Source organism: Streptomyces coelicoflavus (genome assembly GCF_045041415.1).
Lineage (GTDB): Bacteria > Actinomycetota > Actinomycetes > Streptomycetales > Streptomycetaceae > Streptomyces > Streptomyces coelicoflavus.
Genome location: NZ_CP108218.1, coordinates 715,517 through 739,503, shown reverse-complemented (window position 1 = coordinate 739,503; position 23,987 = coordinate 715,517). Strand labels below are relative to the sequence as shown.

Sequence of the window (23,987 nt, the reverse complement as noted above, 5' to 3'; positions counted from 1 at the left end):
GCTGAGTGGGGTCGCTGAGGACCGGGCGGGCGCATGGGCATGCCGCGGATCAGCAGCTTTCACGGGCTGTGTCGCGTAGCCGCAAGCCGCTGTCAATTCCCGCAAGGGACTTGCGGTCAAAGGGTGGCGATGAGAGCTGTGCTAGTCGGCGGCCGGCTGTGCGGTGGAGCCTCGGACGACGAGTTCCGGTTCGAAGAGCAGCTCGCCGTGGGGGACTTCGGTGCCTTGGATTTGTGCGCAGAGGAGGTCGACGGCGGCGCGTCCCATGGCTTCGATGGGCTGGCGGACGGTGGTGAGGGGTGGTTCGGTGCAGGTCATGAAGGCGGAGTCGTCGTAGCCGACGACGGAGACGTCGTGGGGTACGCGGTGTCCGCGGCGGCGGGCGGCGCGGACGGCGCCGAGGGCGAGGGGGTCGCTGGCGCAGATGATGCCGGTGACGCCGCGTTCGAGGAGGCGGGTGGCGGCTGCCTGGCCGCCCTCGAGGGAGAACATGGCCCGCTCGACGAACTCGTCGGGCAGCTCCGCGTCCGCGGCCCGGGCCGCTTCATGGGCGGCGGCCAGCTTGCGGCGGGACGGGATGTGGTCGGAGGGGCCGAGGACGAGACCGATGCGCTCGTGACCGAGGGACGCCAGGTGCCGCCAGGACTGCTCGACGGCCACGGCGTCGTCGCAGGCGATGCACGGGAAGTCGAGGTTCTCGATCGACGCGTTGATCAGGACGACCGGGATGTTGCGCTCGGCGAGCAGCCGGTAGTGGTCGTGCGGGGCGTCCGCCTGCGCGAACAGCCCGCCCGCGAAGACCACGCCGGACACCTGCTGCTGCAACAGCAGCTCTACGTAGTCGGCCTCGGAGACGCCGCCCTTGGTCTGGGTGCACAGCACCGGGGTCAGCCCTTGCTGGGCGAGCGCGCCGCCGATGACCTCGGCGAACGCGGGGAAGATGGGGTTCTGCAGCTCGGGCAGGACCAGGCCGACCAGGCGGGCGCGCTCGCCCCGCAGCTGGGTGGGCCGCTCGTAGCCCAGGACGTCGAGCGCGCTGAGCACGGACTGCCGGGTCGCCGCCGAGACCCCCGGCTTGCCGTTGAGCACCCGGCTGACCGTGGCCTCGCTGACCCCAACCTTCTTCGCCACCTGAGCAAGTCGTCGCGTCACAGGCGAAAGGCTAACGCAAACACCGCAAGCGGCTTGCTTCAGTCCCAGTCGATCCGGGCGGCGACCGGAAGGTGATCGCTGCCGGTGGCGGGCAGGGTGCGGATGACGCCGACGGCCCCGGCGCGGGCCATCACCTGGTCGATCCGGGCCAGCGGGAAGCCGGCCGGGAAACTGAGGGCGAGGCCCCGCTCGGCGACGTTCAGCCGGGTGGTCAGGGGAGCCAGCGCCCGGTCGTCGACCGTGCCGTTGAGATCGCCCAGCAGGACCGCCCGGCCCAGCTCCTCCGCGGCCAGGGCGTCGCCCAGCAACCTGGCGCTTTCGTCCCGCCAGGACGAGGCGAGACCGCTCGCCCCCCCCCGCACCGACGGCAGGTGCGCGACGAGGACGGCGACCTCACCCCGCGGCGTGTGCGCCACGGTCCGCAGCCCGCGCTCCCACTCCTCGTGGATGCCCCGCGGCTTGATGTCGAGAGGGCGGGAGCCGGTGAGCGGATACCTCGACCAGAGCCCGACGGTGCCCCGGACCGTCCGGTACGGATAGTCGGGGGCCAGTGTCTTCGCGTACACCTCCAGCGCCGGCGGCACCAGTTCCTCCAGCGCGATCAGGTCGGGCTCGGCACGGGCCAGGGCGCGGGCCGTGCCGGCGGGGTCGGTGTTCTCGTCGCTGACGTTGTGCTGCACCACGACCAGGTCACCGGCGCCGGGATCCGGTGCGGGCAGGAGCAGAGGGCCGAAGTGGTACGTCCACGCGGCCGCCGGCAACAGCACGGCCACCAGCGCGAACGCCGATCGGCGCACCAGCGCCAGCACGAGCAGCACCACGACGACCGCGCCGAGCCACGGGAGGAAGGACTCCAGGAGACTCCCCAGGCCTGCCGTGCGGTTGGGGACCGAACGGTGGAACGACAGCAGGAGAGCCGTGCACACCGCCAACGCGGCAAGCACTCGTCCACGCCCGCGCGTCCAGGCCGTCCAGTCCGTCATCGCACCTGTTCCCTCGTCCTCACCGACCGTTTCACCAGTCAGGACGAGGGAACAGCGGTGCGAGTTCCGCCCGCCTACCTCAGGTACGGACCGTCCGTCCCGATCTTCCCGGCGCCGTTCAGGACGTACACCCGCAGGTTGCCCTTGCCCGGCGCGGCGACGGTGAGCCGGCCGTCGGTGACGGTCCTGGTGTCTCCGGTGACCGCGTCCCGGTACGTGCCGTTGGGGATGCCGCTGTAGGTGGCACCGCCCGAGACGGTGACGAGGGCGAAGCTGTCCGTGCCGCCGTCGGTGTAGCGCCGTTTGAAGGCCATGTCCCCGGTGATGCCGTCCGTGGAGTACTGGCCCGTCTGGAGGGCGGGGACGGCCCGGCGGATCTGGTTCAGCCGCTGTACGTGCTTGGCCAGTGGCTGGGCCAGCGTCGTGGCGACGGCGCCGGAGGCCGACTCCACCCGGGAGAAGTCGGACACCTCGACGTCACCCGCGAGATGGTCGCCGTAGTAGGCGCGGCCCGTCGTCGCGAGGGGGCAGGAGGGACCGCAGTCGATCTTCTTGCCCTTCTGGAACTCGATCTCCGAGCCGTAGTAGAGGGTGGGGATGCCGCGGAAGGTCCACATCAGGGACATGTTCTCGGCCCAGGCGTCGGTGCCGCCCGTGTAGCGCTCGCTGCTCTTGTTCGGGCCGTAGTCGTGGCTGTCGACGTAGACGACGTTGTACGTGGCGTCGTTGTAGCTGTCGTCGGAGTCCTTGCCGTTGTGGAAGGCGTTGCTCGCGTCACCGAAGTTCATGTGCATGCGCATGTCGATAACGTTCATGCCGGAGAAGCGGCTGTGGTCGGGGGAGTGGTAGCTGTTGCCCTCCAGGAAGGCGTTGGTGGACGTGGGCTGGTTGCCCGTGCCCTGCTGCTGCTCGTACTCGTACATCTCCAGGGCCGCCTTCGCGTCGTCGGCGCTGTACTCCTTGCGCTCCTTCCACGTGTAGAACTGCGCCGAGTGGTTGACCGAGCCGCGGTTCCACTTGTCGTTGACGAAGGCGGCGACCTCACCGAAGACGAAGAAGTTCTTCGCGGCCTCGGCGCCGTGCTGCTGGGCGACGCGCTCCTGGATAGCCGGCAGGAAGCGGCGGTTCCAGGTGGTGCGCGGGATGTGGACGGCCGTGTCGACGCGGAAGCCGTCGACGCCCATGTCGATGTACTTGTCGTAGGCGCCGATGAGGTAGTTCTGCACCTGGGCGTTCTCGGTGTTGAAGTCGGCGAGGTCCTCGTGCAGCCAGCAGGAACGGGAGTCCTCGCCCTCCCAGTTGCCGATCCAGCAGTTGTGGTAGAGGGCCTTGGGGAACATGCCGGACGTCGGGCTGGGCCACTGGCAGTTGTAGAGGGTGTAGCCCTCGGGGCTCTTGGCGCCGGTCGGCCTGCCCCAGTTCACGCAGGTGTTGCCGCTCGGCTCGGCGGTGGACCACAGGTCGCCGTTGTAGTAGGACTTGCCGCTCTTGGGTTCGACGGTCAGGCCGTCGTACTCGAAGCCGGGCTGCCTCTCGTCGTAGTACCAGCTCCACTGGGAGTCGCGCACCCCGTAGACGGTCGGGGTGAACAGGCCCTTGGCGCCCCAGCGGGAGGAGTGGTTGTAGACGACGTCCTGGTAGATCTTCATGCCCTTGGCGTGAGCCGCGTTGATGAGGTCCTGGTAGGAGGCGCCGGCGGACTCCAGGCGCGGGTCGACCCGGTAGAAGTCGTAGCCGTGGTAGCCGTGGTAGTCGTAGTCCGAGCGGTTGAGGACCACGGGGGTGATCCACACGGCGGAGAAGCCGAGGCCCTTGATGTAGTCGAGCTTGTTCACCAGGCCCTTGAAGTCGCCCCGGAACATGGGGTCGTCGTTCGCCGCGTTGCCCGACTTCTCGTGCTGGCTGCCGCCGCGGTTGTTGGAGCCGTCGCCGTCGTTGAAGCGGGCGGTGAGGACGAAGTAGATCGGGTCCTTGCGAGGGTCGGTGGCCAGTGGCTTGCCCGCGGCGGGCGCCGGCGGTTTCGTGCCGGTGGTGGCGATCGCGGCGGCCGAGGCCGCGGAGACGTTGCCCGCCGCGTCCACCGCCCTGACGGTGTACGTGTAGGTGGTCCCCTCCTCGAGGCCGGTGTCGGAGAAGACGGTGGAGCCGACGTCGCTCACGACCTCGCCCCCGGTGCCGCCGCCGCGGGTCACCTGGTACCGGGTGACGCCCGTGTCGTCGGTGGACGGCTCCCACGTCAGCACGACGGACACACCGTCGGCCTGTGCCTCCACCCCGGCGGGCACGGTCGGCGCCTGCGTGTCGGGCGCTTCCCCGGCGCACGGGTCGTCGGCGTCGGCGGTGACCGTGTTGTCGGCCACGGTGGTGACGCCGATGGGCAGGGTGTAGTCGGCGCCCTTGTTGTTGTCCCACACCCCGTTGCCGTTGTTGAACGCGGCCTTCATCGAGGTGGCCGTGCCCAGGTCGACGTCCCTCTTCCACCAGCCGGCGCACGCGGCCTGCATGCCGACGCCCGGCACGGCGGTCCAGGAGCCGCCCGAGGGCTGATAGTGCAGGTTGGCGGTGGCCCAGCCGAGGGTGCGGGTGGAGTAGTAGACGGTGGCCAGGTTGCCGTCGCCCGGCGCGGGACCGGGGTCCGTGTCACCTCCGCAGGGGTCGGAGTGCGCGATCACGCCGTCCTTGACCGTGACGGCACCGGTGCCGAGGGCGTAGTTCCTGCCCGCGTTGTTGTCCCAGGTGCCCGAACCGTTGTTGAAGGTGGCCTGAAGCCCCTCGGCGCTGCCCAGGGACACCGTCTTCTTCACCCAGTCGGTGCACGCGGTCTCCATCGCCACGCCGGGGACCTCGGTCCAGGAGCCGCCGTCGGGGGAGTAGTGCAGGTGGTACCGGTCCCAGTTCTTCGTCTTCGTGTAGTAGAAGACGGTCGCCGTGTGCTCGGCAGCCGCAGCGGCAGGGACGGGGGTGGGGGAGGGCGCGGGTGGTGCGGGGGGCACCACCGCGAGGACGGCACCGGCGGCGAGGGCCGCGGCCGACGGCCGTCCGGGCAACCGCATGCGGCTGCGTCTCGTGCGTCTCATGCGTGTCTCCAGACAGGCGGGGCGGCGGGGTGACGGGCGGTCGAACGCCCGGGAGTTGAAAGGGAGAACGGAAAGTTGCAGAAAGCTCTTACGGCAGCCGGAAGTTACCCCTGCCCGGTGGCTTCGTAAAGAGGTCGCGCTTCAACTTCTCGGCGTGCGCGAAGGGTTGACCTTTGTTGAACGGCGCACTTACGGTCACGACCGCAACCCCTTGCAGACTTCTGCTGCAAAACATTGCAAGGCGGGCGTCTACTCCCCGGACCCCGCCGGCACCCTGCCCCCGAGACACCCGCCCCCTCACACGGGAGACTCCATGCACGGGAACACCAGCACAACTCGAAGAGTCACCGCCACCGCGCTCGCCCTCGCCGCCGGCGTGGCCGGCAGTCTCCTGGGCACCGCGGCGCCGGCCCAGGCGTCACCGCCCGGGGACAAGGACGTCACCGCGGTGATGTTCGAGTGGAAGTTCACCTCCGTCGCCCAGGCCTGCACCGACGTCCTCGGACCGGCCGGCTACGGCTTCGTCCAGGTCTCGCCGCCCCAGGAGCACATCCAGGGCGGTCAGTGGTGGACCTCGTACCAGCCGGTGAGCTACAGGATCGCGGGACGCCTCGGTGACCGCGCCCAGTTCAAGAGCATGGTCGACACCTGTCACGCGGCCGGTGTGAAGGTCGTCGCCGACTCGGTCATCAACCACATGTCGGCCGGCAACGGCACGGGCACCGGCGGCTCGTCGTACACCAAGTACGACTACCCCGGTCTCTACTCGCCGAGCGACCTCGACAACTGCACCTCGCAGATCAACAACTACGGCGACCGCTTCAACGTCCAGGAGTGCGAACTGGTCGGTCTCGCGGACCTGGACACCGGCGAGGACTACGTACGCGGGAAGATCGCCGGCTACCTCAACGATTTGTTGTCCCTCGGCGTCGACGGCTTCCGCATCGACGCGGCCAAGCACATGGCCGCCGGCGACCTCGCCAACATCAAGTCCCGGCTCACCAATCCGAACGTGTACTGGAAGCACGAGGCGATCTACGGCGCCGGCGAGGCCGTCTCCCCGGCCGAGTACCTCGGCAGCGGCGACGTACAGGAGTTCCGCTACGCCCGCGACCTCAAGCGCGTCTTCAACAACGAGAACCTCGCCTACCTGAAGAACTTCGGCGAGTCCTGGGGCTACCTGCCCTCGGACCAGGCCGCCGTCTTCGTCACCAACCACGACACCGAGCGCAACGGTGAGACGCTCACCTACAAGGACGGCGCCAACTACACCCTGGCGCACGTGTTCATGCTGGCCTGGCCGTACGGCAGTCCCGACGTCCACTCCGGCTACGAGTTCACCGACCACGACGCCGGACCGCCGAACGGTGGCCAGGTGAACGCCTGTTACAGCGACGGCTGGAAGTGCCAGCACGCCTGGCGCGAGATCTCCTCCATGGTGGCGTTCCGCAACACCGCGCGCGGCCAGGCCGTGACCGACTGGTGGGACAACGGCGGCGACCGGATCGCCTTCGGACGCGGATCCAAGGCGTACGTCGCCATCAACCACGAGGGCAGCTCACTGACCCGTACATTTCAGACGTCGCTGCCCGCGGGGGACTACTGCGACGTCCAGTCGGGCAAGGGTGTCACGGTCGACGGGGCAGGCCGGTTCACCGCCACCCTGGGCGCCAACACGGCCGTGGCCCTGCACGTGGGCGCCCGCACCTGCGACGGCGGAGGCGATCCCGGCGACCCCGACCCGGTGGCCTCCGGCGTGTCCTTCGCGGTCGACGCCACCACCAGCTGGGGCCAGAACATCTACGTGACCGGAAACCGGCCCGAGCTCGGCAACTGGAACCCGGCCGGCGCCCTCGAACTCGACCCGGCCGCCTACCCGGTGTGGAAGCGGGACGTGGAACTCCCGGACGGTACCTCCTTCGAGTACAAGTACCTCCGCAAGGACGCGTCGGGCAACGTGACCTGGGAGAGCGGCGCCAACCGCACGGCCACCGTCGGCGACACCGGGACTGCCCTCAATGACACTTGGCGTGACTGACCGCTCCTGGTAGGGGAGTCGCGTGTGAGCAAACCGACACACGCGGGGAGACCGGGGTGGGCCGTTCGGGGGAAGGTAGCCTGTTCAAGGCTCGAACGGTCCACCGCGTGACCCGCGGTGACGACCGCGGCGGCAGCCGTCCGCCCGGGCCGCCCGCACGCGACCTCTGAGAGTGGAGTTCATGAACGTGTCGACCGGCGGCAGACGGATACGGAGCCGGGGCGCCACCGCAGCCCTCGTCTGCGCGATCATCCTGTTGCCCGGCCCCGGTTACGCGGCCCCGGGCGAACCCGACCCGCAGCCCGACAAGTCGATCGAGGAGATCCGCGACGAACTGGACGGTCTCTACCGCGAGGCGGAGGTCGCCACCGAGGCGTACAACGGCGCCAACGAGAAGGCGGCCAAGCAGGAGAAGCGGCTGACGGCACTCCGCAAGGACCTGACCCGTGCCGAGAAGCGGGTGAAGGACCTGCACGACCTCGCCGGCGCCGCCGCCCGCACCCAGTACCGCGGGGGCGATCTCGCCGCCACCGGCATCCAGTTGCTGCTCGGTGACCATCCGGAAGGGGCGCTGGACGAGGCGTCCCAGGCGCGCCAGGCCATGCGAGGCCTGGTCAACGTCTCCGAGACGCAGAAGACCGCCCGCGAGGAGCTGAGCGGGCAGACCGAGGCCGCCACGAAGGAACTGCGGGCGCTGGAGAGCAGCCGCGCCGACAAGGCCGCGGCGAAGCAGAAGATCGAGAAGAAGATCGCCACGGCCGAGCGGATCGAGGCGGGACTCGAAGAGGAACAGACCCGCAGGCTGGCCCAGTTGGAGAAGGACAGGGCCAAGGAGGCGGAGGCCAGGTGGACGGAGTCCGGCGGCTCCTCCGGTGGCTCGGCGGGCAAGGGGAAGGGCAAGGGAGGAGGGCCGGGCGGCGGCACGCAGGTGAGCGGAGCGGCCGGCAAGGCCGTCGGCTTCGCCATGGCCCAGATCGGCAAACCGTACGTGTGGGGCGCGGTGGGCCCGTCCTCGTACGACTGCTCCGGACTCACCTCCGCGGCATGGGCTGCGGCCGGGCACCCCATTCCCCGTACCTCGCAGGCGCAGTGGGGCGGCCTGACCCGCGTCAGCCTGTCCTCGGCCCGCCCCGGCGACCTGATCATCTACTACAACGACGCCACCCACGTGGGCATGTACATCGGAGGCGGACGGATGGTCCACGCCCCGCGGCCGGGCCGCAGCATCACGACCGCGCCGGCCGCCTCCATGCCCGTCCTCGGCGTCGTACGCCCCGGAGTCTGAGCGGATGAGCCACTCGCTGACGCCCCGTGACAAGGGGAACCTGCCCGCGCTCAACGCCGCGCCGCTGGTCCGCCTCGACGCCTATGTCGCCGAGGACGGTTCGACGGTGGTCAACGGTCACCTGCTGGAGATGGGCGGCATGCGGCAGCCCAACGAGGCGATCCTCGACGCCGTCGCCATGTTCGCCCGCACCCTGGGGGCCCCGGTCGCGGCCACCGTCATCGACCGCACCGCGCAGCAGGTGGCACGGCTGCGGGTGCACCCCGACGGGTCGAGCCGGACCATCGCCGAGGAGGACGACCTGCCGCCCGGGCGCGAGCGCACCGCCGCGGAGGAGGCCGCGTTCCCGCCGCTCGCCCGCGTCGAGCGCATCATCCAGCACGCGCAGCGCGAGGAACTGCACGCGGCGTTCGTCCTCGCCAGCGCACTGCGCGAGCACCTCACCCTGCGCCGGGGCGCCGAGGACGAACTCTCCCTGGAGGCCAGGGCGATCGAGGCCTATCTCGCGTACCTGCGCGGCGACCACATGCTCTCCACCGTCCTCGCGCTGACCGTCGCCCGTATCCGCTGCCGCACCGACCTGGACCGGGCCGCCCCCGACGTGGCCCGCGCCACCGCGGCGTGGCAACGGCTGTGGGACGAGGGCCAGGTGGCCACCCGGGGGCAGGAACTGCTCCACATGTGGGAACGGCTGTCCGCGGCGGGCCTGCTGCACGAACCGTCCCACCACGCCATGGCCGAGGCCGTACGGAGCCGGCTCGCACAAGGCGACCGCTCCCTGCCGCCGCAGTCGCCGCCCGCGGCAGCGGCAGCGGCACTGACCGCGGGCCCCGGCCACGCCCCGGCACCCGTGGCTCCCGAGGACAAACCCCTCAAGCCCGCCCGGCGCGGTCTGCGACGCTTCACCCGGCGGGCCGGCCGGTCACCGGGACCGTCCTCCTGAGGCGCGGGGCGCTCAGGAGGCTGTCGGCGAGGGCGGACGAACGGCCCGGCGGCCTCGCCCGGTCAGGTCCGGCGGGCCGCCTCCAGCTCCCGCTTGAGGTTGCGCAGGGTCTGGTCGATGTTGCCGACCTGGAACTCGGCGAACGTCCGGCCGCCCGTGACCACCCGGTCGAAGGCGGCGGCGACGGCGTCGGGCCAGGCCCGCCGGTCGTCGGTCCACGTCTCCGTCACCCGGGTGCCGCTCCCCTCCGCGGCGAAGCGGTACTCCCAGGTGGCGATCGGGCCGCGCAGCCGCGGCCGCCGCACTCCGATGGCGTGCACCCGGAACGAGAAACGCAGACCGGGGTCGGCCGCGGTGACCGTGCACCGCGTCACCCACCGGAACGCCCCGCGCTTGTTGCGTCCCACGAAGCTCGTGCCCGCCGTGGCGGGCCCGTCCGGCGTGCCCGCCGCCGTCCCGAGGTTCTCCGGGCTCCACCGGCCCATGTCGCCGGGACGCGACACCGCCGCGTACGCCTCGTCGGGCGGGACATCGACGACGATGCTGCGGGTCACGCTGAGAACGCGGGGCACGGGGGACACCTTCCGGCGGACGACGGAGCTACTGGCAAGTAGCCTCATGGTACGGCGAAGGGTGCGGCCGTCGGCCGGACCGGTGCGGGCCCCCTTCAACCGGCCGGTCGGGTAGGCCAAGATGCAGACATGACAGAGGGCTCCCTTTCCAGGCTTCCGCGCGAGAACATCCCACTGCCGGACGGATCCGTACTGCGACGGCGCTCTCTGGTCCCCGACGACGCGTTCATCGCCGCGGTGGCCGCCGACGTCGAGCACCTCGGTGAGTGGCTTCGCTGGGCCCAGCACCCTCCCACCCGCGAGGAGACCGCGGGGTTCCGCGCCGAACAGGACGCGGACTGGGACGCCGGCCGGTCGTTCGTCTACGTCCTCACCCCACGGGACCGCTTCGACCAGGTGATCGGCGGGGGCGCGATGTTCCCGAACGGTGCGGACGGCGTGCTGGAGATCGGCTACTGGGTCTGTTCCCCCGCCACCGGCCGCGGACTCGCCACCCGGGCCGCGGCCGCACTGACCGAGGAGGGCCTCGGGCTCCCCGGAGTCAAGGCCATGGAGATCCACTGCGACCGGGCCAACGTCCGGAGCGCCGAGATTCCGCCCCGGATCGGCTACCGGCTGCTCCGCGTCGAACCGGACGAGCCGCAGACCGCGGCGGAAGCCGGACAGAGCATGGTCTGGCGCCGCGACGGCGCCGGACCACACTCCGTGGTTCAGGCGCCCTGACTATTGCTGTCGCCGGTGGTCTCCTTCTTGTCCAGCGGGCGGATCTCGATCTTCTGCGCCATGTCGCGTCCTTCCGTTGGGAGACGGGGTGGCGGTGGTGCGTGGTGCTGGACGTGCTCATGCCAGGGTTCGGGGCGGAGGGCGCACTTGTCAACGACTGGTGGGCGACTGAGCCCGGGCCTCGTTCATCGGCTGCGCCACCGCGCGGCGGTCGCGGCCTTGACGCTGAGTCCGAGAGCTCCGCATACTGGCGGCCAAATCGATTTGGCCAAATCGATTTGGCTCTCCGTCCAGGGCCGGATCGCGGCTGAGAATCCGAACGTGCCCGTATGCCCGAACGGAGCCCGAAACGTGTCCAGTCCCCGTCAGAACCGTCCGCCGACCAATCCACTCGGTCCATCCGGTCCATCCGGTCCATCTGTTCCGTCCGGTCCATCCTGTACGTCCGGTCCGTCCGATCCCTTGACGACGGCTCCGCCACCGGCAGACCCGTCTCCGAAGTCCTCGACACGGAAACCGTCGACTCCGCCGACGCACGCGTCGCCGACGCACGCGGCTCCGGCCGAGGCAGGCTTTTCGCCCCCGGCCGGAGACGGCGACAGCAGCCGGGCCGGGGTGCACCCCGTGGACGAGGCACGTCCGCTCGGCCGGATCCTGCTCTTCGGCATCCAGCACGTCCTCGTCATGGCGGCGACCCCCATCTCGGCCATCTTCCTGATGAGCGCCACCCTCGGCCTCGACTCCGGTCTCACCGTGGACCTGCTCTCGGCGGCCTTCGTGCTCTCCGGCGTCGGATCCCTCGTCCAGTCGCTCGGCATCTGGAAGTTCGGACCCCGGCTGCCGTTCGTGATGCTTCCGGGCGGGGCACCCCTCATCCTCTTCCTCGCCATCGCCGAACAGCACGGCCTGCGCACCGCCACCGGCGCGGTGATCCTGACGGCGGTGTTCACCTTCGTCGTCCTGCCGCTCTTCTCCCGGCTCCTCGCCTACTTCCCCGCCCTCGTCATCGGCACGATGATCGTCATCGTCGGCGTCAACCTGGTGAAGGTCGGCGCCGTGCTGGTGACCGGTCAGCCGGGCTCGCCGGGCTTCGCCGATCCCGGCAACCTCGGCCTCGGCCTGGCCACGATCGGGTTCACCGTCGCCTTCTACCTGTTCTTCACCGGCGTCCTGCGCCAACTCGCCGTCATGCTGGGCCTGCTGGCCGGCGCCGTCCTCGCGGCCGCGACCGGCGCGATCGACGGGGCGGGCGCCGACGCCATGGGCGGCGGCCTGGTGAACCTGCCGCAGCTGATGCCCTTCGGTTCGCCCCAGTTCAACCTCGTCGCCGCGCTGCCCCTGATGCTCTACACCCTGGCCTCCATGGCCGAGGCCACCGGCCAGACCGTCATCAACGCCGAGGCCGTCGGCAAGCGGATCGACACCCGCACCGACGTACCGAAGACCGTCCGCGGCGACGCGCTCACCTCGCTCTTCGGCGGCTTCTTCGGCCTGCCGCTCATGGTCACCAGCGGCGAGAACATCGGCATCGTCCGCGTCACCGGCGTACGCAGCCGCTTCGTCACCGCTGCGGCGGGCGTCGTCCTCATCGCCATCGGCATCCTCGCCCCCGTCACCCGCGCGATCAGCGTGATCCCCACCCCGGTCGTCGGCGGCACCGCCATGGTCGTCTTCGGCGTCATCACCGTGCTCGGCATCCAGATGCTCGGCCGGTCCGACCTCGACAAGCACACCAGCACGTTCGTCTGCGCCGTCGCGCTCGCCCTCGGGCTGCTGCCCATCCTCGTACCCGGCGTGTACGGGGGTTTCCCGCCCAACGTCCGCATCCTCCTCGAAAGCGGCGTGGCCGTCGGCACGTTCACGGCCGTCGTCCTCAACATCCTCTTCCACCACGTCAGGCCCGGCGTCGTCGCCCGCCTGACCACACCGCGCACAGAAAGCGACCGATGAACCGACCCGACCGAGACGCCCTCGCCCACCCCGGCCCGCTCCTCCTCGTACCGGGCTCGGTGCTGCTGCCCGAAGGCCCCGTCGACGGCTGGGCGGTCGTGGTCGACGACGGCCGCTTCACCGCCGTCGGCCCCGCGGACGAACTGACGCGCGCCCACCCGCACCTGAACGCGGTGCGAGCCCCCGGGCACCTGCTGATGCCCGGCTTCGTCGACACCCACCACCACCTCACCCAGAGCTTCGGTGCCGCACTCGCCTTCGGCGAGCCGTCGGAGATCTTCCGCCGCGTCTGGGTCCCGCTGGAGGACGCGCTGGACGAGGAGTCGGCCTATACGGCGGCCAAGCTGGCGGCGCTCGAGGCACTGCGCGGCGGCTTCACCACCGTCGCCGACGCCGGCACCCGCGCCGACGTCGACGTGGACGTGGTCGCCTCGGCCGCGCGAGACGCCGGAATTCGCTGCGTACTCGGGCTGATCTGCAACGACGCCGACGGCACGGCCGGCGCGGACGGTACAGGGGGCGCCGGGGACCCGGCCGTCCTGGAGCGCGCGGAGAAGCACCTCGCCCGCTACGCCGGCGACCCTCTCATCCATCCCTCGCTGGCCGTGTCGATCCCCGAGGCGGCCACCGAACACACCCTGCGCGCGACGGCCCGTACGGCCGCGGAAGCGGGAGCCGTCGTCCAGATCCACGTCAACGAACACCTCGCCGCCGTGGAACGCTCCCTGATACGGCACGGACTGCGCCCCCTCGAACACCTGCACAGCGTCGGCGCCCTCGGCCCCCAGCTGCTCGCCGCGCACGCCACGCTCCTCACCCCCCGCGAGCTGACCCTGCTCGCCGACACGGGAACCGCCGTCAGCTACAACCCCGTCGCGAGCGCCTGGAAGGGCAACGCGGTCGCGCCCGCCACGGCCATGGCCGAGCGCGGCGTGCGCTTCGGCATGGGAACCGACGGCACCCGCGGCGACGGCTTCCGGCTCGCCGACGCCGCCGAGTTCGCCCAGCGGCTCGCGTACGGCCTGGCGACCGGCGACTCGTCCTGCGGCGCGGGCTGGACCTGGCTGGAACGGGCCGCCCGCGGGGGAGCGGACGCCGTCGGCCTCGGCGGCCTCATTGGAACCGTGGAACGGGGAAAGGCGGCCGACTTCCTCCTCGTCGACACCGACACCCCCGAGCTGGCACTCTCGTGGGACCTGCCGTGGGAACTCGTCAGGCGCGGCAACCGGGACCAGATCACCGCCGTGTTCGTCGCCGGACACCTGCGGATGTGGCAGGGCCGGCCCACCGGCTGGGACGGGCCCGCGCTGGTGAGCCGGGCGGCCGAACTGGCCCGCGCCGCCGTCGCCGGGGCCGGCGTCACCCGGGCGCACCCCACGTCGACGGCGGCGCGGGCACTGAGCGAGCACCGGAAGGGAAGTGCACGGCGTTGAGCGCGCAGATGCTGGCGGTTCTCGCGGTCGCGGTGCTCGTCGCCGCGTTCGTCCAGGGCAGCAGCGGACTGGGCTTCGCGCTGATCGTCGCCCCCGTCGCCGGGTTCGTCGACCCCGGCCTGGTCCCGGTGTTCGTCCTGGCGTCGATGATCCCGCTCAACCTGTACGTCGCCTGGCGGGAACGGGCCTCGCTCGACCTGCGCGGCGCCGGCTGGATCACCGGCGCGAGACTCGCCGCCACGCCGGCCGGCCTCGCCCTGCTCTGGCTCATCCCGGAACGCAGTCTCGGCCTCTTCGTGGGCGTCGCCACGGTGCTCGCGGCCGTCGTCAGCCTGACGGCACCCACGTTCGCGCCGGGACGGGCGGCGTACGTCGGCGCGGGCGCGGTCACCGGACTGACGGAGACCGCGACCGGTGTGGGCGGCCCGCCGCTCGCGCTCGTCTACCAGCACCGGCCGCCCGCCGAACTGCGCTCGACCGTCGCCGCCTGCTTCCTCGTCGGCGAGGTCGCCTCCCTGCTCCTGCTCTTCGCGACGGGGAAGGCCGCACCCGCGGAACTGGGCCAGGCCGCCCTGCTCCTCCCGGCGATCGCCGTCGGCGCCTGGCTCAGCCGCCTGGTGCACCACCGCCTGGACGCCCGCAGGATGCGGCTCTTCGTCCTGGTCTTCGCGCTGGTGTCGGGCTTGGTGCTGATGCTGGGGGTCTGAGGCCCCACGGGCCGACTGGGCCGACCGCGCCGACCGGGCGACCGCGCCGGGCCGACCTGGTTGAACCGGGCTGGCCCGGGATGGCCCGGGATGGCCCGTCCGGGTCCGTCCGGGTCGGGCCCCGACCTGCGTCGGGCTGCCGTCCCGTGTGGACCCCCGGCTTGTACCGGACTGCCGCCCCGCCCCCTGTCAGGTCCCGATCGCCCGCGCCGACGACGCGCGGGCGATCACCCGTGGCGGCGGGGACACCGTCACCGAGGCGGTGGCCGTGTCCCCGCGGAGCCGGGCCAGGAGCAGCTCCACCGCGTCGGACGCGGCGCGGTCCAGATGCAGGTCGACCGCGGTCAGCGGCGGCTCGCAGGTGCGGGCGCGCAGGCCGTCGTAGCGGGTGACGACCATGACGTCGTCCGGCACGGTCCGCCCGCTGTCCCGGATGGCCCGGACCGCGCCCACCGCGAAGGCGTCGACGAGCGCGCAGACGGCGTCGGTCTCCGGGTGCTCGGCGAGCAGGGCGGCGCAGGCGTCGTACCCGGCCTGCTCGCCCCCCGACTCCACGACGCGCGCCACGACCTGCTCCCAGCCGTACCGGTCGGCGGCCCGCTCGTAGGCGGTGAGCGCGTCGACGGACGAATGCCGGGAACCGGATCCCACGATCAGCGCCGGCCGCTCCGCCCCCCGTGCACGCAGATGATCGAGCAGCAACTCGGCCACCAGGCCACCGCGCAGATCGACGTAGGGGACGTCCTCGTCGGGCGCGACGGGCCGGCCCAGCGCCACGTACGGCAGCCCGCGCTCACGCAACTGGGCGGCCGCCGCGTCGTCCGTCTCCGGCTCGACCACGATGGCTCCGTCGATGTCCACGGAGTACAGCGCGGAACCCGACTGCACGGGCGGTACGAGCACGAGGGCGTAGTCGTGCAGCAGGGCGCTCTCGGCTGCGGCCGCCGCGACCTCCATGTAGAACCCGAGCCGCGAGGGCCCGCCCGCCACCGCGAACGGCATGGAGGAGGCCAGCGCGATGGCCTTCGCCTGCCCCCGCCGCAGCCGCTGCGCCCGCAGGTTGGGACGGTATCCCAGCTCCGCCGCGGCCTGCCGGACACGCTCCCGGGTCCGGGGATCGACCTTGCCCAGTCCGTTCAGGGCGTGCGACACGGTCGTACGCGAGACACCGGCGAGGCGCGCGACGTCGGCGATCGTCGGCGGCCGCGGACCGGGGGCGGAAGTGACCATCTGCGCGAAGACTCCTCGCTGGCGTGGACGGTGGACGAGACCATCTTCGCCGACGCGTCGACCCGCTGGTCGCACCGGCCGACGAGCCACTCCTGTCCACGCGTCCGGGCCGCGGCCTACGCTGGGCGCCGGGACCTGATGCAAGATGATCCGGTGTCAAGTCTCCGCAGCGACCCACGCACCTCTGCCGCCCTCCGTGGGAGCGGCTGGACGAGCAACTCACCGCAGGACGAACAGCTGTTGAGGCGTCTGGCTCCCGCCGAACGGGTCGATCTGCTGTTCACCACCCTTCGGTTCCACGGCGCACTGACCGCTGAACGTCTCCTCCTGTGGCGCGGCACCTTCAAGATCGAACACATGGAACTGCGCCGCCCCCTCACCGCACTTCGGGACGGGAGTCCGTCCAGGTTCGTCGGAGCAGTCGTGCTGGACGGGCCCGAAGGCACGATGGAGCTCAAGCCCCTCTCCACGGCTGCCACCCGCGCTTTGGACGAGGCCTGCCGATCCGCCGGCGGCGACACCCCTTCTGCTCCTCCGCGCGTCGCGCGGGACAACGGCGACGCCGCCGTAGCCGAGGGACGCACGGTTGATGAAACGGTCACCGAGTTCGCGCACAGGCGTGGGCTTCGACTGCTGGGCGGCGCTCTTCGCCGCGGACTTCTTCGGGGCAGCCTTCTTGCCGGCCGGACTCTTGGCCGGTGTCGCCTTCGCCTGCTTGGCGTTCTTCGCGGCCGGCGTGTTGCGCGCCGCGTACTTCTTCCGGAGCGCTGAGAGTTGCTCGCGTTCCTGAACGGTCAGGTTGGCGGGAAGCGCGTTGGTGAGGGCGCGGGCGCGGCTGAGCGCGTAACGCGCCTCGTTCCAGTGCTTCGTGCTGATTGCTGCGCGGGCCACCTTGACGGTCTGCTGCAAGGCCTTGATCTTCGCGGGCTGCCGCTTGGGCATGGGGGACTCGGCCCCACTGCTCCGCCGCTGCCCGGCGGCACGGGTGCCCCAGTCCGTACCCGAGGTCAGGACGACGACTGAACGGGGATTGCTGCTATGGCTTCGACGTACCACGTGCGCTGTTCCTCGGTTGAGCGGTGGGCGATGCCCTGGGGTGGTCCACCGGGCGGGGGCCATGGTCAACGCCTTGTCGTGGATATCTCCGACCGGCCCGACGCAGACCCCGAACGCCCCCGTCCGGCGGCCTCAGCCGGAGAAGCGTCCTGCTTGGCAGATGTTCGCTTCGGCGCCGTCGTCTCCGACGGCGCCGAAGTCGACTGGCTACCACTTGACCTGATGGAAGTCCATCGTGCCGAAGGTCGCGACGTCCATCGTGTAGCTCCACAACGCGTACTGCTGCTGATCGGCACGGCGATAGGTCTTGCCGAAACCGTTGTCGAGAATCTCGGTCCAGCCGTCGCCCTGTCCGTAGTGCGCGAACAGTCGGTCATTGCGCCGCGACGCGTCCTCCGCGGACTCCGCCGGGGTCTGGTAGATCACCTCATGCAGCCGGCCGCGCCAAAGAGTGAGAAGTAGCCGGCCGCCGTCGATCGTGTAGGCGTCCACCACCGCGTCGGGAGCGTTCTCGTGCGGGAGCGACGACTCGAGTTCGCCAGGGACCCGCACTTCGTCAGCGGCGCACAGCAACTCCAGCAACGGCAGATCATCGGTGAGGCAGCCCATGAGTGGCAATCCTAGGCCTGATCGGAGGAGGGGACCGGATCCGGTCGACAGCCTTTTCGTGTCCGGTCGTATCCACTTGTACCTTGCGAGGCTGGAGAGCTGGGCCAACGTGCTGGACCGGCTCGACGCCGGGGAAGACGTGGCCTGGATGGAGATGAGCAGGGGGCCGTCCATCTGCGTCCAGCTCACGGGCGAGTGCGACGGCCGGAGGTGGTCGTAGAGGATGAGTCCGGGCGGGTCCATGGTCACCGTGCGGGTCCCCGCGACGACCTGCCCCTGCCTCTCGAGGCGGTTTTCGACGAGGGCGGCCAGCTCCAGGCGGTACTCCTCGATCTCGATGTCCCGAGCGGAAGCCGGGGCGGTAAGGGTGACGGTGTAGCAGCCGGCGAGTGCCTGCGACAGGTACTCCGCGGGTCAGTTGCGTCCGGCCATGACGCCGCCGTCGACGTCCCAGATGGCGCCGGTGACCCAGTCGGTCTGGCCGGACAGGAGGAAGGCGACGGTGGCGGCGACGTCGTCGGCGGTGCCGGTGCGGCCGATCGGGTGGAAGGGGTCGAAGCCGTCCATCGCGGAGTCCATCTCCGACCTGGGGATGAACTCTTCGTAGATCGGGGTGCGTACGACGGCGGGGGCGACGGCGTTGGCGCGGATGCCGTGCGGGGCGAGTTCCATCGCGAGGTGCTGGGTCAGGGAGTGCAGGGCGGCTTTGGCCATCGAGTATGCGGAGGAGGGGGTGGCTGCGACGGCCTGGTGGGCCCACATGGAGCCGATGCTGACGATGGCGCCCTTCGCGCCGCGCCCGATCATGTTGGCGGCGACGGTCTGGGTGAGGAAGAAGAAGGCGCGGTTGAGGTCCTGGTAGCGGTCGTAGTCTGCGGCCGTGTGCTCCAGGAAGGGCTTGGGGGCGAAGACGCCGGCGGCGTTGACCAGCAGGGTGGCGTCGGCGTGCTCCTCCGTGAGGGTGGTGCGCAGGCGGTCGACGGCCGCGGGGTCGGTGAGGTCGGCGGCCAGGCCGACAACCGTGCCGTGGGAGGACAGGGCGGTCGCGGCCTGGTCGGCGCTGGACTGGGTGCGGCCGGTGACGACGGCGGTGCCGCCGGCGTCGAGGACGCGGACCGCGACGGCCTGGCCCATGCCGCTGGTGCCGCCGATGACGATGACCTTCTGGCCGGTGAAGTCGAGGGTGTTGCTGGACATGTGGTGCTCCTGTTTCAGGTGGTGTCGTGAGGGGGGCGGGGAGCAACCGGGCTGGCCGTGGGGGCCGGTAGCCACGGTGCCCGGTTGTCCTCTGGCCTCCCCCGCCCGGAGGTGTCAGATGGCCAGTGCGACCAGGAAGCGCGAGACCATGTTGTAGGCCGCGACGGTGGCGACCGCTTCGACCGTCCGGGCTTCACCGAACAGGCGCTTGACCTCTTCGATGACGTCGCCATCGACTTCGACCTGTCGGGTGGACTGATCGGTCAGGGCGAGCAGGGCGAGCTCTTCCTTGTCGAAGAGGCCGCTGTCCGCGGCATCTCCCTTGAGGGCTTCGCACTTCTCTTCCGTGCCACCCGCCCGCAGGTATGCCGGGTGATGCACGCCCCACTCGAACTCGGCGCGGTTGAGCACGGCCACGCGCAGCATGATCAGTTCGCGGTACTCCAGCGGCAGGTCGAACTCGGCGCGGACCCGGCCCAGCAGCCCGTTCCATCCTGTTGCGAGCGGAACGCTCTTCAGCAGGACACGGTCGATACCGATCAGCTCACCGCCCGGCCTGCGCGCCTTCATTCCCGCGAGCAGGTCGGGCGGGGGCGCGGGGAGACTGTCGTCCTGCCAGGGGGTGACTCGCACATCACTCACGTTGTGCTCCTTGATGGTGCACCGGCCCACGATGAAGGATCGGGTCGTGCCGGTGACGAAATCGCTGCCGGTTTCACCGGGACAGAGGTGCAGGCGTTCAGGCGTAGGGATTGCAGACCAGGTAGCCGTCGACGCGGCTGAGCCAGTCCGAGGCCGGGTCGGGCGGCAGCGCGTGGCCGAGGTTGTCGGCGCGGACCTCGCTGATCCACTGGTCGTGCTGGTACTCGTGGTTGATGAGCGCGACCAGCAGGTGATCGGCGACGATGGTCAGCTGGGTGGGGGCGCCGACCCGGCCGGCGGCGATGTCACCGATGCGGGCGTGCACGCGTTCGGCGACGGTGTCGCGGAACGTGGTGAGCCGTTCGACGGTGGGCAGCGCGCCGCGGAACTTCTCCGGATTCGCCGAGTCCATGAGCCCGTCCAGCTCCGGGTCGGGGCTGGGCTCGGCGGCGGTGAGGTTGCGGATCATGAAGTGGGCGACGTGGGCCTGATGGCCCAGGTGCCAGCCAATCGCGCTGGAGTCCTCGTGCGGTCGCCAGGTCACCTCGTCCGGGCTGAGGTCTTTCCACAGCTCATCGGTGTAGGCGCGGGCGCGGTCGTATTCGCGCAGCAGCGCGGTGAGTTCGTGCACGACCGGGCCTCAGGCGATGTCGTAGACGCGCACGTCTGGGTCGGCCTTCAGCAGTGGGGAGAGGCCGCCGACGACGTCGCGGGTGAACAACTCGCTGGTCAGGTATGCCTTGGCGTCGGCGACGCCCCGGAAGCCGTGGAGAACCTGGACGTCCTCGTCGCGGAGGAGGAGTTCCTTGCTGGTGGCGCCGGGGACGGTGTCGAGGAACGGCTGCTTGTACTTCTCGTACACGCCCGCGGCCGCGGCGCGGTGGGCCGGGTCGACCCGCAAGGTGATCTGGAGATACGCCATGGTTATGCCTCACTCGATTGACAGGGAGGGAGCGATGCGGCGATTTCCGCAACGTGCCTGCCACGTTAGGCATTCCCGTCGAGGTCCGGTAGAGGACTTCGCTGAATCGGGATATAAGCAGTGCGTATGGCCTAGGAGTGGCCGGCCGCGAGGCTGTCGGCGAGGCGGAGCAGGTCCTCGGCGAGCGGGGAGTCGGCGCTCCAGACCGCTTCGAAGGAGATCTGCACTTCGCGGCCCTGGTCGTGCAGGGGGCGGTGGCAGACGTCGGGCGAGGTGAGCTTGGAGCGGGGGACCATCGCCGAGCCCAGGCCGAGCTTCGTCCAGTCCTCCAGGACCCGGTAGCTGGCGGCCTCGCCCGGATAGGTGTTCAGCGGCATCTCGTGCGCCTGGAAGAGCTGCGTGGTGAAGGTGGTCAGGCCGCAGGTGTCGGGGACGAGGATGAACTGCTCCTTGCCGGCCTCCGCGAGTTCGACGGGGGTTGCCTCCGCCGTGTCGGGAGTGACGACGACCATCGGCTCGACGTCGATGACCCGGTGCTCGAAGCGGGGCATCGCCGCCACGGCCGGGATCAGGATGATGTCGAGCTGGCCGGCCAGCAGGCATTCCCGCAGCTCCTGCATGTTCGCCTCGCGCAGCACCAGGTCCCTCGGCGTGGGAAGGCCCTGGACCATGCTGAACGCGCGGGCGACCAGGTGCGAGCCGATCAACGGCGAGACGCCCATGCGGATCTTCTGCTCACCGGATTCGGTCAGGCGCCGGGCCTCCGCCCCGACGGCGTCGAGCGCGGCCAGGGCCCGCTCGATCAGCGGTAGGATCCTGACGCCGAACGCGGTCTGCGTCACGCCGCGCGGCGACCGCTCGAACAGCTTGCCGCCCAGGCGCTCCTCCAGCTTGGCGATCCCGTTCGACAGCGCGGGCTGCGTCACCCCGTACGCTCTCGCGGCGGCGCTGAACGACTTGGTCTCCGCCACCGCCTGGGCATAGCGGAGCCCCTCAAGATTAAGGCGTTCCGTTGCCATAGCCACGGCTTATCACTCCATTCACTGATGTCCTCTACCCGGCTGCGATTTCTCTGCCTACGGTGGGTCTCCCGCCAATTCAGCATAACCAGCAGCTATGAGCATCATCGTTCGGAACGGAAGGCACCATGTCGGACAGCGCCATGACCGTGGTCGTGACCGAGCCCCGCGGGCCTCTGCACCCGGAGGCGGCCGAGACGGTCCCGCCTCCTGCCGGGTGGGTCCGCGTATCGGTGGTGGCGAGCGGCGTGTGCAACGCCGACATCGGCACAGCCGCAGCCACCGGAGAGGACACCCCCTTCCCCGTCACCCCCGGCCACGAGGTCGCCGGTGTCATCGCCGAGACCGGCGACACGGTCGAGGGCTGGGCGGCCGGCGACCGGGTGGCCATCGGCTGGTTCGGAGGCAGCTGCGGACACTGCGCGTACTGCCGCACGGGCGACGTCGTCCACTGCGCCGAACGCAGGATCCCCGGCCTGTCCTACCCGGGCGGCTGGGCGCAGAGCATCACCGTCCCCGCCGACGCGCTCGCCCGCATCCCCGACGGCCTCGACCTCTTCGACGCCGCCCCCTTCGGCTGCGCCGGGGTGACGACCTTCAACGCGATCCGCAAGGCCGGCATCCGCGCCGGAGGACGGGTCGCCGTCTTCGGGATCGGCGGCCTGGGCCACCTCGCCGTCCAGTTCGCCGCGAAGCTCGGGTACGAGACCGTGGCCGTCGCACGCGGCGGCGACCGAGAGCACCTCGTCCGTGAGCTCGGCGCCCACCACTACGTCGACAGCGACGCCCGAGCGCCCGGAGCCGCCCTGAAGGAGCTCGGCGGCGCCGACCTCATCGTCTGCACCGCCTCCTCCACCGCCCCCGTGGACGAACTGCTCACCGGTCTGCGCACGCATGGGCAGCTCACCCTCGTCGGCGTCGACGCGGGATCCGTGACCGTCCCGGCGGCCCGGCTGGTCATGCACGGCCACACCCTCACCGGCCACCTGACCGGCAGCCCGCGCGAGACGGAAGAAGCCATGGTCTTCGCCGTCATCACGGGTGTCCGGCCGATGATCGAACGGATGCCGCTGGAGAAGGCCGACGATGCCGTCACCCGGCTGCGCTCCGGCGCTCCCCGCTTCCGCATCGTCCTGGACACCTCCGGCGGCGAGTAGCGGGACCCACGGCCACGCCGCGCGCCCCGGCCACGCGGCGCGCCCCGGCCACGCGGCGCGCGGCACTCCGCCCTGTCTTTCACCCGATGCCCGCAACCACCGACGACCGCGGGGGTTCAGTCTGCGCAGAACGGAGCCACAATGCCCCACCAGGAAACCCACGACGTCGTCGTCATCGGCGCCGGCGCATCCGGACTGGCCGCGGCCACCGTGCTGCACGCCGCCGGCCGCGATGTCATCGTTCTGGAGGCCCGTGAACGCGTCGGGGGCCGCCTGCTCTCCGTCCCCACCGCGCACCCCGAGCGGGCCCTCGACCTGGGAGCCACCTGGTTCTGGGACGGCGAGGAACGCGTACGGACCTTGGCCGCCCGCAGCAACATCGCCACCTTCGAGCAGCACCTCTCCGGCGACACCATGCTCCAGGAGACCACCGGCACCCGCCGTCTCACCGGCAACCTGATCGACGCCCCGTCACGCCGTTTCGCCACCGGTGCGCACAGGCTCGCCACCGCCCTTGCCGCCGGACTGTCCGCCGGGGCCCTGTGGCTGGGCACACCCGTCACCGCCGTCCACCCCGGCGGCCAAGGCGGCGGCCTCGACGTGCTCACCCCCACCGGCACGCTCCACACCGGGCACGTCATCCTGGCCGTCCCCCCGGCCCTCGCACTGGAGCGCATCGACTTCCCCAACGCGTTTCCCGCCGACCTCGTACGCCTGGCCCGGTCCACCCCGGTCTGGATGGGCGCGGCCGTCAAGGTCGTCGCCCACTACCCGACCGCGTTCTGGCGCGAGGACGGTCTGGCCGGTGCGGCGTTCAGCCGGACCGGCCCGCTGCAGGAGATCCACGACATGTCCGGGCCCGGCGGTGAGCCCGCCGCGCTGTTCGGCTTCGCCCACGCGCGCACCGTCCGCCCCGGCTTCGAGCAGGCCGTCACCGCCCAGCTCGCCCGGCTCTTCGGCCCGGCCGCCGCCTCCCCCCTCGCCCTGCACGTGCAGGACTGGAGCACCGAGGAGTGGACCGCCCCGTCCACCGTGCAGCGTCTCGCCGACTACTCGCTCTTCGGCCACCCCCTCTACCAGCGGCCGGCTCTCGACGGCCGGCTGCACTGGGCGACGACCGAGACGGCCACCGATCACGCCGGACACATCGAAGGCGCCCTGGCCGCCGGACAACGCGCGGCGCGGACCGTCCTCGCGGCCTCCGACGCGGACGACATCGCGCCGGGCGCCACCGCCCCCGGCAGGTAGGCCACCGGTCGGACGCCTCACGGAACCCGTACGACTCACCGCGT

At 71.0% G+C, this 23,987-nt stretch carries 22 protein-coding genes; 10 read left to right on the top strand and 12 right to left on the bottom strand.

All coding sequences use genetic code 11. The features are described from left to right. Window positions 1–141 precede the first annotated feature (141 nt). The 3 genes from OHA99_RS03430 to OHA99_RS03420 all read right to left on the bottom strand — a co-directional run bounded on the left by OHA99_RS03430 (window position 142) and on the right by OHA99_RS03420 (window position 5,212). Window positions 142–1,152: a LacI family DNA-binding transcriptional regulator gene (locus OHA99_RS03430; RefSeq protein WP_164381421.1), complete on the bottom strand. Its 1,011-nt coding sequence runs from the start codon at window positions 1,150–1,152 to the stop codon at window positions 142–144. A 38-nt stretch (window positions 1,153–1,190) separates the two neighbouring features. Next, on the bottom strand, window positions 1,191–2,135 hold the full coding sequence (locus OHA99_RS03425) for an endonuclease/exonuclease/phosphatase family protein (RefSeq protein WP_405693947.1): 945 nt from the start codon (window positions 2,133–2,135) through the stop codon (window positions 1,191–1,193). 74 nt (window positions 2,136–2,209) lie between these two features. Beyond that, the gene (locus tag OHA99_RS03420) at window positions 2,210–5,212 is read right to left on the bottom strand and encodes a carbohydrate binding domain-containing protein (protein ID WP_194279842.1); all 3,003 of its coding nucleotides are present in this window, start codon (window positions 5,210–5,212) and stop codon (window positions 2,210–2,212) included. Between the two features lie 313 nt (window positions 5,213–5,525). On the opposite strand from OHA99_RS03420, the gene OHA99_RS03415 reads away from it, so the two are divergent. From OHA99_RS03415 to OHA99_RS03405, 3 genes are all read left to right on the top strand, one after another. Beyond that, window positions 5,526–7,250 (top strand): carbohydrate-binding module family 20 domain-containing protein, encoded by a 1,725-nt coding sequence (locus OHA99_RS03415; RefSeq protein WP_153176763.1) that lies wholly within the window; start codon window positions 5,526–5,528, stop codon window positions 7,248–7,250. Between the two features lie 181 nt (window positions 7,251–7,431). Next, window positions 7,432–8,535, top strand: a complete 1,104-nt coding sequence (locus OHA99_RS03410) for a C40 family peptidase (protein ID WP_153176762.1) — start codon at window positions 7,432–7,434, stop codon at window positions 8,533–8,535. Window positions 8,536–8,539: 4 nt separating this feature from the next. Continuing rightward, window positions 8,540–9,478, top strand: coding sequence for a hypothetical protein (locus tag OHA99_RS03405; RefSeq protein WP_366471461.1), 939 nt, complete (start codon window positions 8,540–8,542; stop codon window positions 9,476–9,478). Between the two features lie 62 nt (window positions 9,479–9,540). Here OHA99_RS03405 and OHA99_RS03400 read toward each other — a convergent pair whose 3' ends face one another. Beyond that, window positions 9,541–10,050 (bottom strand): SRPBCC family protein, encoded by a 510-nt coding sequence (locus OHA99_RS03400; RefSeq protein WP_405693942.1) that lies wholly within the window; start codon window positions 10,048–10,050, stop codon window positions 9,541–9,543. A gap of 129 nt (window positions 10,051–10,179) precedes the next feature. Between OHA99_RS03400 and OHA99_RS03395 the strand changes: the two genes are divergently transcribed. The 4 genes from OHA99_RS03395 to OHA99_RS03380 all read left to right on the top strand — a co-directional run bounded on the left by OHA99_RS03395 (window position 10,180) and on the right by OHA99_RS03380 (window position 14,863). Then, a complete protein-coding gene (locus OHA99_RS03395; RefSeq protein ID WP_153176759.1) occupies window positions 10,180–10,773 on the top strand; it encodes a GNAT family N-acetyltransferase in 594 nt (197 codons plus the stop codon). 624 nt (window positions 10,774–11,397) lie between these two features. Next, window positions 11,398–12,723, top strand: a complete 1,326-nt coding sequence (locus tag OHA99_RS03390; RefSeq protein ID WP_282881884.1) for a uracil-xanthine permease family protein — start codon at window positions 11,398–11,400, stop codon at window positions 12,721–12,723. After that, window positions 12,720–14,156: an amidohydrolase family protein gene (locus OHA99_RS03385; protein ID WP_405693938.1), complete on the top strand. Its 1,437-nt coding sequence runs from the start codon at window positions 12,720–12,722 to the stop codon at window positions 14,154–14,156. Before OHA99_RS03390 ends, OHA99_RS03385 begins: the two co-directional genes overlap by 4 nt. Then, window positions 14,153–14,863: a sulfite exporter TauE/SafE family protein gene (locus OHA99_RS03380; protein ID WP_108989050.1), complete on the top strand. Its 711-nt coding sequence runs from the start codon at window positions 14,153–14,155 to the stop codon at window positions 14,861–14,863. Before OHA99_RS03385 ends, OHA99_RS03380 begins: the two co-directional genes overlap by 4 nt. Before the next feature lie 189 nt (window positions 14,864–15,052). On the opposite strand, the gene OHA99_RS03375 is transcribed toward OHA99_RS03380, so the two are convergent. The 3 genes from OHA99_RS03375 to OHA99_RS03365 all read right to left on the bottom strand — a co-directional run bounded on the left by OHA99_RS03375 (window position 15,053) and on the right by OHA99_RS03365 (window position 17,758). Next, window positions 15,053–16,093: a substrate-binding domain-containing protein gene (locus tag OHA99_RS03375; RefSeq protein ID WP_366471465.1), complete on the bottom strand. Its 1,041-nt coding sequence runs from the start codon at window positions 16,091–16,093 to the stop codon at window positions 15,053–15,055. 219 nt (window positions 16,094–16,312) lie between these two features. After that, complete coding sequence (locus OHA99_RS03370; RefSeq protein WP_405693933.1) at window positions 16,313–17,035, bottom strand: hypothetical protein; 723 nt, start codon at window positions 17,033–17,035, stop codon at window positions 16,313–16,315. Between the two features lie 321 nt (window positions 17,036–17,356). Further along, window positions 17,357–17,758 carry a hypothetical protein gene (locus OHA99_RS03365; protein ID WP_153176755.1) on the bottom strand — a complete coding sequence of 134 codons (402 nt, stop codon included), beginning with the start codon at window positions 17,756–17,758 and terminating at the stop codon, window positions 17,357–17,359. Between OHA99_RS03365 and OHA99_RS03360 the strand changes: the two genes are divergently transcribed. Continuing rightward, entirely contained in the window at window positions 17,757–17,978 is a 222-nt protein-coding gene (locus tag OHA99_RS03360) for a DUF5959 family protein (RefSeq protein WP_405693930.1), read from the top strand. The genes OHA99_RS03365 and OHA99_RS03360 overlap by 2 nt on opposite strands. Window positions 17,979–18,172: 194 nt before the next feature. On the opposite strand, the gene OHA99_RS03355 is transcribed toward OHA99_RS03360, so the two are convergent. The 5 genes from OHA99_RS03355 to OHA99_RS03335 form a co-directional block, all read right to left on the bottom strand. Then, on the bottom strand, window positions 18,173–18,955 hold the full coding sequence (locus OHA99_RS03355; protein WP_405693927.1) for an SDR family NAD(P)-dependent oxidoreductase: 783 nt from the start codon (window positions 18,953–18,955) through the stop codon (window positions 18,173–18,175). A 114-nt stretch (window positions 18,956–19,069) separates the two neighbouring features. Continuing rightward, complete coding sequence (locus OHA99_RS03350; protein WP_153176753.1) at window positions 19,070–19,597, bottom strand: carboxymuconolactone decarboxylase family protein; 528 nt, start codon at window positions 19,595–19,597, stop codon at window positions 19,070–19,072. A 97-nt stretch (window positions 19,598–19,694) separates the two neighbouring features. Beyond that, window positions 19,695–20,228, bottom strand: coding sequence for a DinB family protein (locus OHA99_RS03345; RefSeq protein ID WP_405693923.1), 534 nt, complete (start codon window positions 20,226–20,228; stop codon window positions 19,695–19,697). A gap of 9 nt (window positions 20,229–20,237) precedes the next feature. Beyond that, the gene (locus OHA99_RS03340) at window positions 20,238–20,519 is read right to left on the bottom strand and encodes a hypothetical protein (RefSeq protein WP_153176751.1); all 282 of its coding nucleotides are present in this window, start codon (window positions 20,517–20,519) and stop codon (window positions 20,238–20,240) included. A 131-nt stretch (window positions 20,520–20,650) separates the two neighbouring features. Further along, window positions 20,651–21,538: a LysR family transcriptional regulator gene (locus tag OHA99_RS03335; protein ID WP_405698885.1), complete on the bottom strand. Its 888-nt coding sequence runs from the start codon at window positions 21,536–21,538 to the stop codon at window positions 20,651–20,653. Between the two features lie 128 nt (window positions 21,539–21,666). Between OHA99_RS03335 and OHA99_RS03330 the strand changes: the two genes are divergently transcribed. Then, window positions 21,667–22,695 carry an alcohol dehydrogenase catalytic domain-containing protein gene (locus OHA99_RS03330; protein WP_405693919.1) on the top strand — a complete coding sequence of 343 codons (1,029 nt, stop codon included), beginning with the start codon at window positions 21,667–21,669 and terminating at the stop codon, window positions 22,693–22,695. Between the two features lie 141 nt (window positions 22,696–22,836). Further along, window positions 22,837–23,943 (top strand): flavin monoamine oxidase family protein, encoded by a 1,107-nt coding sequence (locus OHA99_RS03325; protein ID WP_405693916.1) that lies wholly within the window; start codon window positions 22,837–22,839, stop codon window positions 23,941–23,943. Window positions 23,944–23,987 lie beyond the last annotated feature (44 nt).